Source organism: Gluconobacter sp. OJA (assembly GCF_039638325.1).
Classification (GTDB): domain Bacteria; phylum Pseudomonadota; class Alphaproteobacteria; order Acetobacterales; family Acetobacteraceae; genus Gluconobacter; species Gluconobacter cerinus.
Map to the genome: position 1 here is coordinate 207,293 of NZ_JBDIWI010000001.1, position 11,580 is coordinate 218,872.

8 protein-coding genes are annotated in these 11,580 nt (G+C 55.3%); 2 read left to right on the forward strand and 6 right to left on the reverse strand.

Going from position 1 to position 11,580, the window contains the following annotated elements:
* Nucleotides 1–62 precede the first annotated feature (62 nt).
* From ABDK75_RS00980 to ABDK75_RS00990, 3 genes are all read right to left on the reverse strand, one after another.
* Complete coding sequence (locus ABDK75_RS00980; RefSeq protein ID WP_211498330.1) at nt 63–581, reverse strand: cupin domain-containing protein; 519 nt, start codon at nt 579–581, stop codon at nt 63–65.
* Between the two features lie 3 nt (nt 582–584).
* Nucleotides 585–1,148 carry a VOC family protein gene (locus ABDK75_RS00985; protein ID WP_346004722.1) on the reverse strand — a complete coding sequence of 188 codons (564 nt, stop codon included), beginning with the start codon at nt 1,146–1,148 and terminating at the stop codon, nt 585–587.
* A 76-nt stretch (nt 1,149–1,224) separates the two neighbouring features.
* On the reverse strand, nt 1,225–3,813 hold the full coding sequence (locus ABDK75_RS00990) for an MMPL family transporter (protein WP_346004723.1): 2,589 nt from the start codon (nt 3,811–3,813) through the stop codon (nt 1,225–1,227).
* A 71-nt stretch (nt 3,814–3,884) separates the two neighbouring features.
* On the opposite strand from ABDK75_RS00990, the gene ABDK75_RS00995 reads away from it, so the two are divergent.
* Together ABDK75_RS00995 and ABDK75_RS01000 are read left to right on the forward strand one after the other, a co-directional pair.
* Nucleotides 3,885–4,484 (forward strand): YigZ family protein, encoded by a 600-nt coding sequence (locus tag ABDK75_RS00995; protein ID WP_046900485.1) that lies wholly within the window; start codon nt 3,885–3,887, stop codon nt 4,482–4,484.
* Between the two features lie 102 nt (nt 4,485–4,586).
* Nucleotides 4,587–6,281 (forward strand): alginate export family protein, encoded by a 1,695-nt coding sequence (locus ABDK75_RS01000; protein ID WP_408874401.1) that lies wholly within the window; start codon nt 4,587–4,589, stop codon nt 6,279–6,281.
* Between the two features lie 7 nt (nt 6,282–6,288).
* Here ABDK75_RS01000 and ABDK75_RS01005 read toward each other — a convergent pair whose 3' ends face one another.
* The 3 genes from ABDK75_RS01005 to radA form a co-directional block, all read right to left on the reverse strand.
* Nucleotides 6,289–8,241: a glycosyltransferase family 4 protein gene (locus tag ABDK75_RS01005; RefSeq protein WP_346004724.1), complete on the reverse strand. Its 1,953-nt coding sequence runs from the start codon at nt 8,239–8,241 to the stop codon at nt 6,289–6,291.
* Nucleotides 8,242–8,263: 22 nt separating this feature from the next.
* Nucleotides 8,264–10,012 (reverse strand): Hint domain-containing protein, encoded by a 1,749-nt coding sequence (locus tag ABDK75_RS01010; protein ID WP_346004725.1) that lies wholly within the window; start codon nt 10,010–10,012, stop codon nt 8,264–8,266.
* A gap of 127 nt (nt 10,013–10,139) precedes the next feature.
* Nucleotides 10,140–11,543: a DNA repair protein RadA gene (gene radA / locus ABDK75_RS01015; RefSeq protein ID WP_064275239.1), complete on the reverse strand. Its 1,404-nt coding sequence runs from the start codon at nt 11,541–11,543 to the stop codon at nt 10,140–10,142.
* Between the last annotated feature and the right edge of the window lie 37 nt (nt 11,544–11,580).

Sequence of the window (11,580 nt, forward strand, 5' to 3'; positions counted from 1 at the left end):
GACGATTGAGAAAAATTCAATACCGATCGAATAGGAAAAGACAGTACAGTTGGCAGGAGGTTTTATTTGAACCGGCATGGCTGATCTGTGGTCGGCTGTTCATTAGTCTGAATGACCATGAGTGTCACAGCATCATCGCCGACATTTCCTGCAAAATGCCCGATGTGACCTTGTGAGTCCTTACGGCTCATTTGGTCTTCACCCAAAGAAACATCCCCCGGTCCCATCTCGACACGTGTTCCGTCCATTGCGGTGACGTACCATGTGCCTTTGAGGGGAATGATCCACTGGACTTTCGGGTCAGGGTGCCAGCTTCCATCCCAATGTGGGGGTTGCACAGTGGAGATGATCTGAGCCTGTCCGCTCTTGAGGCGGTCCTGCCATTGCGGTCCTGCCGGCTTGGACATGGTTTTCAGAATGTAATTGTGAAACGGACAGCGCGTCATATGGCTGACGCCATTATGGTCCGTCCAGTTGTGCCAGTAATATGCAGTGGGAGGTGCAGGATCTGCAGCTTCAGCCGCGTGATAAAATGCGGTAACGCCAAGAGCGAAAGCAAAAAGCAGAGAGATAGGGCGCATGGCTTATTGTTCCTCATGTCGTGCTGGGGGCTGATAGCGAGGCTTTGGGGCGATATCGTCAAAGCGGCTGCGTGAGGGTGTGGACAGAAGCTCGATAATCATGCCCCACGGCGCACGCCCGTAGCAGAACATGTTACCAGGGCCAGCTTCGAGAGAAGGCTGCCCCTGTGGCTCTGTCAGAAGCTCGCCACCCGCTTTGGTGAAGCGGGTGCAGGCCGCATGAATATCGTCAACATAAACGGCAAAGTGCTGTATGCCGAAGTCACAGGCGCGTACGGCAGGTCTCTGGTCTGGGCCATGAATTTCAAAGAGTTCGAGCCCGGGTCCATGCCCCAGAGACATCATACACATCTCCCAGACTACACTGCCAGTTGGCAGCCCGAGTATCTTCTCTGTCTGCGGACCCTGTTGGGGTTGGGTGTGGGTAACGTTGCGGTATAGCGCAACAGCACCCAGTGCGGTTTCTAGAAAGCGGATGGCAAGGTTGATGTCGGGTACGGTCACACCGACATGGTCGATACCTCGCGGAAGTCCTGAATGGTCTGCACTCACGGAGAGATCCTTCATGGTTATGAAGGTCTCAACCTGTGAGTTAAAGAACGGTTGCGGTCAGCCGTTCACATTAGTGACGAACTATGTCAGTTCAGGCGTCGTCGATCGGACGTTTCGGGAGAAGCGCCGGGACGAAGAAGAGTGTGCAGATCAGTGTGCAGCCCAAAGACATGAGAAGCAGCCGGCCCATGCTCGCAGTGCCCGGATGAGCGGATGTTGCCAGCGATCCAAAGGCCGTTGCTGTCGTCAGGGCAGAAAATAGAACCGCGCGTGCGGTCGGAGAGGTCAACGGCCCCTTGATACCTTCACGCCAGTTCATCACGAAGTAGATATTGAAAGACACGCCAACCCCGAGAAGCAGGGGAAGAGCAATGATGTTAGCGTAGTTCAGTGTTTCTGGAACCGTGACAATCAGGATGACAGTCAGGAGAGCCGACAGCAGGAGCGGCGCCATAACAAGAGCTGCGTCCAGAATGCGGCGAAGCACCACCAGAAGAATGATGCCGATCATAATCAGAGCCGAAATGGCGGCAATCGTGAAAGCATGAACGATGGTGTTCGCGCTTTCGGTGATCTCCATGGCTGGCCCACTGATATCCGGATTGACCGAACGCAACTGGGACACAAACCGGTGCATGACGGGCGTCTCGGAAATCTGTCCTTTCGGATGGATCGTCAGGCGCTGACGACCGTCAGGAAGTGCGTAATCCTTCCGGATGTCATCTGGGATATTGTCGATCGTGATGGGCTTCGGCTGAAGCGCCGTGCGGAGCATTGAGAGCTGATCCGGCAAAAAGCGTGTCAGGGCATGACTGGCATTGACCAGTGTTGCGTCAGGGGCTGTCGAGAGCGTGTTGAGAGCCTGGCGGATTTTTTCAAGTGGTGCAGGAAGCTGATCTTTCACGCTGTCCAGTTTGGCTGCGGCTGCGATAGCGGATGCACGAATGGCTGCTGCGTCTGGTGCAGGTGAAGGGTTCTGAACGGTAATCGTCGGGAGAAGGATGGAAGCCGTGTCCTCGATCATAGCCAGTTTGTCGGTCTGATCGTCCGGGACGAGCGCTCCCAGCCACAGCACATCATGGACGCTCGACAGCTTGGAGAAAGCCGCCGCGTTCTTTGCCGCATCCTGAACATTCGGGACCAGAAGCTGAGCAAAATATGGGGTGGTAAGAGGGTTATCTTCCAGAAGGTGAAGGGCGTGCATGCCCTCTGTATCTGGGTTCTTCGTATGAAGAGGATCTGCATCGAACTTCAGCAATGGCATCAGGGCAACGCCCACGACCCCGAGAAGTGCGAACACGCCCACGACCTTTCTGCGCTTGTGACGCAGCATGTGATCGACTGGCGCCATGAACGTAAAGCCTGGTTCTCCTTTCCCAAGCTTCGCCCGGAAGAGCGTCAGCAGGGCCGGGAGCAGTGTCATGGTGCACAGGAAGGCAATCAGCATCCCGAAGCCTGCAATCAGGCCTAACTGAGCAACACCGATGAAGCTTGTCGGGGTGAAGGCCAGAAAGCCCGCAGCCGTTGCAAGCGACGCGACCAGAATCTGGGCACCGCTTTCCTGTCCGGTAAGAACAAGGGCGTCATGCAGAGACGGCATGGAGCCATCTTCGTTGCGCTGTCCCCGGAAGCGGACGCTGTACTGAATGGCAAAATCCACAGCAATGCCCACGAACAGGATCGCGAACGCCACCGAGATGAGATTGAGTTCCTTCACGCTAAGTGCAGCAAAGCCGGTCGTCAGCAGAAGGCCTGAAATCAGTGTCAGCAGAATGGGGACAATGACACGGATCGAATGCACGGCCAGAATCAGCCAGAGTGCGACCAGAACCAGCGAAACGACCAGACCAAGCACCATGCCGTGCGCAACGGTCGAGAACTCTTCGTCGTTCAGCTTGACTTCACCGGTGATGCTGCCCGTGGCCTGACCGGATTTTACGAACTCAAGGTTATCGATTGCCTTGCGCATCGCCGTCGTGGCGCCTTCGCCAGGCTGGAGAGAGCTGTAATCCAGCTTGGGCTTCGTGACGACGAATTCGTAACGGCTACCCAGTTCGGCCAGACGACCAACGAGAAGGTTTTGCCAAGACAAATCCTGAGGATGACCAGCTGCCGCTTTGGTCAAAGAGTCTGCAAAGCCGTCCAGAGCACCATTGAAGCCGCTGGGAATGCCTTGCCCCGCTTGGATGCCGTCTCCGATCAGACCTAGAGCGCCGAATAGACCTTGGGCAGAAGGATCCGCTGCCAGGGTTCCAAGAAAGGGCTGAGCAGAGACAATGGAATCCAGAAGGGGTTCGAGGTCCTTCTTGTCCAAAAACAGGAAGCCGTGACTGTTGTAGAAGGGGTTGTCGCCGGGCAGGCTAACCAGCTCAAAGTGCTCGTGGTCTTTACTCAGCTCCGCAGCAAGCGCCCGTGCCGTGGCCCGACCCTGTTCCGGAATGCGGCTGTCGATGATGGCAACGAGCTGATTGTCATCCTGCGGAAAGAGACGGTTCATCTCGTCCGTCCGCTGTTTCCACGGCAAGTCGCTGGCAAACATCTTGCCGGTATCAGTTGTCACACTGAGGCGCGTGATACTCAGTGCGACACATCCCGCACAGAGGAGCGCAAACAGAACCACCACCAGTGGCGCACGACGTGCACAGGCGGCATTCAGCCGGCCGATCAGATCCGAAAACATGGGGCCTACCCTTAACAGAACGGGCAGCATTTCCCTACCCCAACCTGACATTTCCGCCATCATGGGGCACAATGGAAGCCATGACGTGGACTCTCGATGGCTTGGCTGAACATGAAAGTGTGATCAAGGGCAGCACTTTCCTTGCGCGCGCGGCCCCTGTTGCAGATGAAGCCGCAGCACTGGCGTTCTTTGCTGAGGTTGCTGTCCCGGACGCGACTCATAATTGCTGGGCCTTCCGGACGGGTCAAAGATACCGTGCCAGCGATGATGGAGAACCCTCCGGAACAGCAGGGCGCCCGATCCTTTCTGCTATTGAGGGGCAGGATTTCGACAATGTGATGGTGGTCGTCACCCGGTGGTTCGGTGGTGTAAAGTTGGGGGCCGGTGGGCTCGTCCGGGCATATGGCGGTGCGGCTGCGGCCTGTCTGCGAGAGGCGGCCAAAATCGAGCGGATCGAAACCCTGCCTCTGCGGTTTCATTGTCCCTTCTCGGTTTATGCGCAGGTTGAAGCCAAACTGCCGGGGTGGCGTGCAGAAAAGACACTGTGTGACTTTGATGCAGAGGGTGCGTGGTTGACGGTCGCTGTACCTGTTGAAGAGGCAGACATGATCACGGAATACCTGCGAGACCTGACACGTGGTCAGATGGCCATCTCTCGCCCGGATCTATAAATCACTAAATAAAAAAGTTATAAATAAAATCTCTCTTTACATACTGTGTAATATGAGGCTCACTCGTTTTCGTTGCCTCTTCATGTCAAATTGTGGTTCTCGATGCTTCTTTCTGTCGTCTCTTTCCGTCATGAAAGAAGCCTCATTGCCGGAGTGCTTCTTTTGACGGTCAACCTGGGTCATCACGCAGGTGCCCAGACCGTTCCTTTGAAAGCCAGTCCGATTGAGTCCCCTCCAACAGAGGAGGAGTGGATCAAGGTTCCTTCCACCGAGCGACCGATCATCCAGGATTATCCCCATGCCGGCGTGGTCGGCCAGCCACGGCGAATCACTGCCAAGCAGAACCGTGCACCGAATGGTCATCAGGGGCCGTGGGGTGATTTCAACTACGGAAACGGCGAAGCGGCGGGGTTTGGCCCCGTGGGTCGCTACGGTGCAGCGGCCTGGGCGGAGGACTGGAGCTACCTGCGAGACAAAAGCAAGCGCACGGACTTTTTTGATCCACTCAAATTCATCGCCTTGAACAATAGCCGCACGATCTGGCTGACCCTGTCGGGAGAATCGCGGTTACGAAACTGGTATGAGGAAGCGCCATTTCTGGGGCGCAGTGGAAAAGCCCAGTCAGGCCGCTTCGGCATCCGAAATCTGATCGGGGCAGACTTGCATCTGGGTGAGCACGTGCGTTTTTTCGGTCAGCTCATCAATGCGGATGCAGGCGGTTGGAAGGGGTTCGGGTATGGGTCGACATATCGCAAGAGGCTGGACCTGCAACAGGGTTTCGTCGAACTGAAGGCCAAAGTCGCCGGCGCACAGACAGGCTTTATGTTTGGACGCCAGCAGTTCCTCGATGCTCCGTCCTACATGTTGTACAATCGTGAAACTCCAAACGTTCCCCTGTCCTGGAATGGTGGCCGGTTTTACGCCCTCTGGCCCCGGATCCGCGTGGACGCATACGATTTCGTTCAGACGAAAACAGACAGTCCTCTCATGTTCCACAACACCGAGGATTATGGGACGCGCCTTTACGGTGGAAACACCACGATGATCGTTCCAGCATTTTCCGTTGGTAGCGAGCGCGTTCACTCGTTTCTGGACCTGTTTTATATCCGCTACAGATACAGCAGCGGTCTATCTGCCGTTCCGATAGCAGCGCGCGTTCTTAAAGGAACATCCTCCCGCGGTAATCTGGGGTTTCGCTGGTATGGAACATCAGCATCCGTCGAATACTCGGTGGGGGCACTCTACCAGAACGGGACATTCCAATACGCCGGGACAGAGCGGAAAAGCAGCGTTCGTGCGTGGGCCGTCAACACGATCATAGGCTACAGGCATACACCTTCTCCCTTGCATCCCTTCTTGGGTGTGCAGGCAGATATTTATTCCGGTGGGTCGGATGGTCAGAACGGAACGGTGCGCACTTACATGGCGCCGTTTAATCCACAGACCAACTATCTGGATACGACGACCTATATTTCACCGTCCAATCTGGTGAGCCTGTCTCCGGTTATCAGCATCACACCCTGGAAAGGCTTTGCGTCCCTGCGTCTGAAGGCACCGTTTATGTGGCGGGAAAACGCAAACGGGGCGATCTGGAGTTCATCTGGCCCATACACATTCGCTCATGCTTATCGGGGAGGATATGTGGGCGTCGTACCGCAGGCTTCGCTGACGCTTCAGATCAACCATCATCTGACCTGGCAGATCTATGGAGCGCGGTTCATGGCGTCACAGAGTTTGCGCAAAGCGGGCGCGCAAAGTGGCAGCTATGCGCAGTCAAACGTGACATTCAGGTTCTAGAAAACTGTTAGTTCAGGACGGGTTCTGACCTGTCCTCTGGCAATGGGGGCGTCTCGATCATCACGGGCGGAAGAATGTCTTCCAGACTGGCTTGTATAGCCTTCTCGGAAAAACGCTCTTTCAGTAGCTTCCTTGCGGCCGCTATCTGAGCCTTTGCCGCAGATGGTACCAGAAGAGCAGCTGTTTTTTCCGCAAAATCTTCCGCACTGTCAGCGATGGATTTTGCCCATATCGGGCTGGACGCATCTACGAGCCCCTCCGCTGCGACGGACGTCATGACAATCGGCAGCCCAACAGACCACGCATCCAAAACCTTGCCCTTGATACCCGCGCCATATCGCAGTGGAGCGACACAGAGCGACACGTCGGACAGGATATCTTCAAGGTTGGAGACATGCCCCGTAACTTCAATGTCTTCGTCTGCAAGCATGTGAACTGCGTGCGGCATGGCGCTCCCGATCAGGCGACAAACAAGATTGGGAATGCGTTTCTTAAGGCGCGGTAGAATATCCAGAATGAGCCATTTTGCAGCGTCTGTGTTTGGGGCATGGGCAAAGTGAGCGACAAACGCAATGACGGGCTTCTCCTGGCGTTGCCGGGAGCGGGTTTTAACGGGAACCGCCCAAGGGACAACGTGAATATTTGCTGTAGGCACCATGCGCTCGAGACGTTCGGCTTCGATTGCAGAATGGGTCAGAACACTGTCTGCCAGCCAGGCACACATGTTCTCCCGCACTTCAATACGCGTTGCTGTTCGCGCAAGCTCAGGAAGATTTTCTATCCCTGCCTGACGCTGCAGGCGAAGTGATGCGAGATCGGCAACGCTCCAGATCAGTGTAGCTGTTGGGGCGAAGGCGCGGGATAAGGCGGAATAGCTTTCAGCATTATTCAACCGGTGAAGATAGATAACATCCAGCCCTGGTCCGAGGCGTTTGAGAGCTTCTTCCGGGCCAGTGAAGACTGGTGGCATCAGGCAGTCGATGCCCAGCGAGGCAAGGCGGAGATAATCCTGCTCTGAAGGTGCCTGACGGGACGCTATGAAACAGCAATTATACCCAATCGCCTGTGTCGCACGAATATGAGACAGCAGCGCTACAGATCCAGCATCCACTGTAGGGTCGGGAACGCGGTCGTCCACGAAAAGGGCGCAGGGCATGACTGATGTGACATCGTCATGGCGTCGGTTGGCCCGGTAAGCAAAAGCACGATCATCGATACTGGCAATATCCGAACCAGCCTGCTGTCGCAGAGTCTCCGCCGCTTTTGTCAGGAACGTCAGAGCCTCTGATCTCGCCGCTGGGGTGTTCAATCCTTGGAGCAGAGCGCTGAAATAATGCTTGAGAGGTTTATCCAGATGCTCGGCGGTCGGAAGGTGACAGGGCTCACCAAACCGCTCCTGACCATGGAATAGTTGAATAACGTGGTCTTGTTGCGGATCCAACGCGGCGTCAAATACATAGTCAAAACCGTATCGACCGGAATTCAGACCAGCGTCCCTCAGGTCTCGGCGAAACTGGTTTGCAGGAAAGCGCACGGTTTGTACGCCATCAATTACGGCTGTTAGCCAGACAGTTCTGACTGGATTCAGCTCATCCATGATCCAGCCTGCAATATGTAGACGGTCCACGATGTCTATCGTTCCGACAAGACGGCTGGGCTGCGGATCAATATGAAAAGGAGAACCCTGAAAAGCACGATCCTGCAGGCTGTCACGAACGTCTATCAGGCACCCTTCATGCGGTGGCGGCTCGTGCCAGGCCCAGTCAAAAGCACAGCATCCGTCTCGGGCTACGTTTCTCAGGTCTGCGCGAAATGTTGTAGCCGCAATTTCTTGGACCAACTGGCCGTTTTGGAAAATGTGCAGGCGGACAGGTCGATCTGGATTTTTTAGATCAACCGCCCACCCAGCGATGCGCTCACGGTTACAAATGTCGATATAACCAGCCAGAAACTGTGGCACAGGGAAGACTTATCCTTGCAGATCAGGCTGCTTCATTCGGAAAGAGACATTTTGCATGCTCTTTCAAGCGGCTGTGAATTTGGGCAAGTTCAGGCCCATCTTCGAGACGTGGCGCGCAGTATCTGGGGTGCTGTCGGGGAGCATCAGGATACAGGGCTTCATATTCATGTGCGTTGTGGAACATCCCTCGGGATCTGTCATCCAGAAAGCTTTCTGAGGGTGCGCCTTCCGCAAGCAGAATGTCATGGCTGTCGAGCTCGATGTGAATATATCGGATCGTCTCCGGTTTTTGAATCTGGAGAATGGAATGATCATTGACCAGATGCAGGGCAGGAATGAGATAGCCGTCGATCAGCATGGCGTGTAGCGGAGAAACAATCAGGTCCCGCTTTGGAAGGTTATTTCCCAAAGATCCCTTGTGAAACAGGATGGGTAAGACGTCCCGGTTGCCGTAGGCAAAAAGTGGGTCATAGGCGCGACGTCCGATCCACCGGATAGGGCGAGCATCCCCTGATGCTGTTAAAATCAGATCACCAATAACCAGATCTTCTACAGGGCACTCTCCCTGAGGAGTCTGAATTAGCGTTCCCGGGCAATAGCAGGGTGTACCGTAAAGCATTTCTGTCCCGCCGCCCGAAGGAGCATTCCGAAAATAGATCGGAGATGAGAAAGCACTTGTGACAGCAATTTCTTTCACAACGGTTCCACTGGACATGACGTCCAGAAAAACCGCTGGTGTTGCGGTTTCAGAAGACGCCTGAACCGTCGCGCCGCTTGTGACATTCTGGATCGACGGAGCAGAAACAAAAACTGCGCTTAACCCGTTTGTCGAAGCAATATCCGAAAAAACAATTCCACCCCCTCGCTCGATTGTCAGCGGATCTGTCAGAATTGTACTGGCGCCGAGGCTCACGGTGCCACCACTGCTGACTGTGAGGTGCGACAACGTGGCGCCGTTTAGTGCGGTGAGGCTTCCGCCGGAAAAGACGGTGGTATGATCGGCCGTACCACCGACTGTCATGATTGCTTCGTTGTAAACGGACGTTTTGTCTGCGTAGCCTGAAACATCCAGAGTAGCGTAGACGTGGGACGTCACATTTACACCTTGCCCCGTCTGAAAATTCCACCCGTTCCAGCTACTGGAGAAGCCAGAAAGGGTCGTGTCAACAGAGCTGCCTCCAGCCTCAATTGTGGACGCTCCGCCAAATCCGATCCGGTTGCCCGAGACTGTGCCGCCACTTTCGACAGTCTGGAATGTCTTGATGTAGCTAAAGGACTGGGTGAGACCTGTATAACGCTGCGCCTCTCCGGTTTTTCCAGAAAAAACAGTATCGATAGCAATGCCACCGCTTTCGATGACCTGAAAAGAACTCGTGTTCTGCAGCGCATAGGGTGGAAGATATCCGGTCAAGACCGTCCCTGACGCTACTCCACCGTTCAGGACGGTTTGGATGGCGATGTCTTTCACAATTGTGGAGACTGCTGCGCCACCGGCAATAATATCCTGCCGAGCAAACTGGGTTGTCATGCCGGCGCCAGTGCTGCCAGCGGAAAAAACCGAGCTCCCCTGAAGCAGCATGCCACTTGCCGTTCCTCCTGAAACAACCTGTGTTGCATCAGGAGAAATGGTGCCACCGTTGACCACCTGGCCTGAGCTTACGGTCGTAACGGGGCCATTTCCTGAAGGAAGTGGTGTTGAGGAGGATGTCTGCTGGCTCGCCATCTCAATACTCGCTTTCGAAGGGACAGCACCCGACAACAGAACATTCAATGGACGTTCAGTAGTCTGAAAAGAATCAGGCCGTCATGGTTCGTAAAGCTTAGACAGAGAAGGAAATAATATGTCGCAAATAAATCGTTAATTCACGATTTATTTTCTATGTGCCAGCAGGATTTATTCAGCCTGCACTGGTTTCGGTGAAAAGACCTACGAGATCTGTAAGGTGCCCTATCTCGCGTAATTTGAGGCCTGCGGGCGGCTTGACGCGAGCGGAAGCAGCGGAAACCCTTCTGGGAAGAATAGCCTCAACAAATCCCAGCTTCGCAACCTCTTTAAGCCGAAGATCAGCCTGGCTGACTTGTCGGATTTCGCCGGAAAGGCCGACCTCCCCAAAATAAGCAGCGGTTGAAGATGCAGGCTGACCTGTCGCTGCGGAGATCAGAGCTGCGGCCACGGCCATGTCTGCGGCAGGCTCATTGACTCTTAACCCACCAGCCACGTTCAGGTGGACGTCCATGTTCGCGAGTTTCAAGCCGCATCTTGCATCCAGCACGGCCAGCAGCATGTTCAGGCGAGACGTATCCCATCCGACAACGGCGCGACGTGGTGCCCCGTCTCCAGCCTTGGGGGATAGCAGGGCCTGAACTTCCAGAAGAACGGGACGTGTGCCTTCAAGGCCAGCAAACACAGCCGATCCAGCAATGTTGCCGCGTCTCTCGGCGAGGAACAGGGCGGAAGGATTGGGCACCTCCGTCAGCCCCGTATCAGTCATGGCAAAGACGCCGATTTCGTCGGTTGCGCCAAAGCGGTTTTTGGCTGCGCGTAGGATGCGGAACTGATGACCGCGATCACCTTCAAAATACATGACAGCATCAACCATGTGTTCCAGCACACGCGGCCCTGCCAGAGACCCTTCCTTCGTAACGTGACCGATCAGGATCAGGGCGAAGCCGAGTGTTTTGGCCAGGCGGATGAGTTCGAATGCGCTGGCCCGGACCTGCGCCACGGACCCTGGAGAGCTTTCCACGCTTTCCAGCCACATGGTCTGAATGGAATCAATGACCACGACAGTATGGGACCGATCGTTTTCCAGCGATCCCACGATGTCTCCGACATTGATGGACGCCGCCAGATCCAGGGAATCCAGTGTCTTGCTGTCCCGGTCCAGCTCCAGTCTCTGCGCGCGAATGCGGATCTGATCGACGGATTCTTCGCCCGAGACATACAGAACCTTGTGACCACTCCGAGCTAGCGCACAGGTTGTCTGGAGCATCAGGGTGGATTTACCAATACCTGGATCACCGCCAACCAGAACAACGGATGCAGGCACAAGACCGCCGCCAAGAACGCGGTCCAGCTCTGCGATGCTTGTCGTGATGCGTGGGGGCGGCTTGGCCTCACCATCAAGGCGAACGGTCTGAAGACGCCCGGTGCTCAGCTTGCCCGTTTTGCGGGCTGTAGGTTCGGAAGTTTCCTCAACCAGCGTGTTCCATTCCCCGCAAGCTTCGCATTTGCCCACCCATTTGGAATAGACAGCCCCACAGGACTGGCAGACAAAGCGTGCGGTTGGTTTCTTGGCCAAGGGAATCTCTCTTCACATGGACTCTGGATGCTCCCGA

Excerpts from the sequence above, each read along its gene's own strand:
- ABDK75_RS00980 (WP_211498330.1), bottom strand. The coding sequence starts at position 581 with ATGCGCCCTATCTCTCTGCTTTTTGCTTTCGCTCTTGGCGTTACCGCA.
- ABDK75_RS00985 (WP_346004722.1), bottom strand. The coding sequence starts at position 1,148 with ATGAAGGATCTCTCCGTGAGTGCAGACCATTCAGGACTTCCGCGAGGT.
- ABDK75_RS00990 (WP_346004723.1), bottom strand. The coding sequence starts at position 3,813 with ATGTTTTCGGATCTGATCGGCCGGCTGAATGCCGCCTGTGCACGTCGT.
- ABDK75_RS00995 (WP_046900485.1), top strand. The coding sequence starts at position 3,885 with ATGGAAGCCATGACGTGGACTCTCGATGGCTTGGCTGAACATGAAAGT.
- ABDK75_RS01000 (WP_408874401.1), top strand. The coding sequence starts at position 4,587 with ATGCTTCTTTCTGTCGTCTCTTTCCGTCATGAAAGAAGCCTCATTGCC.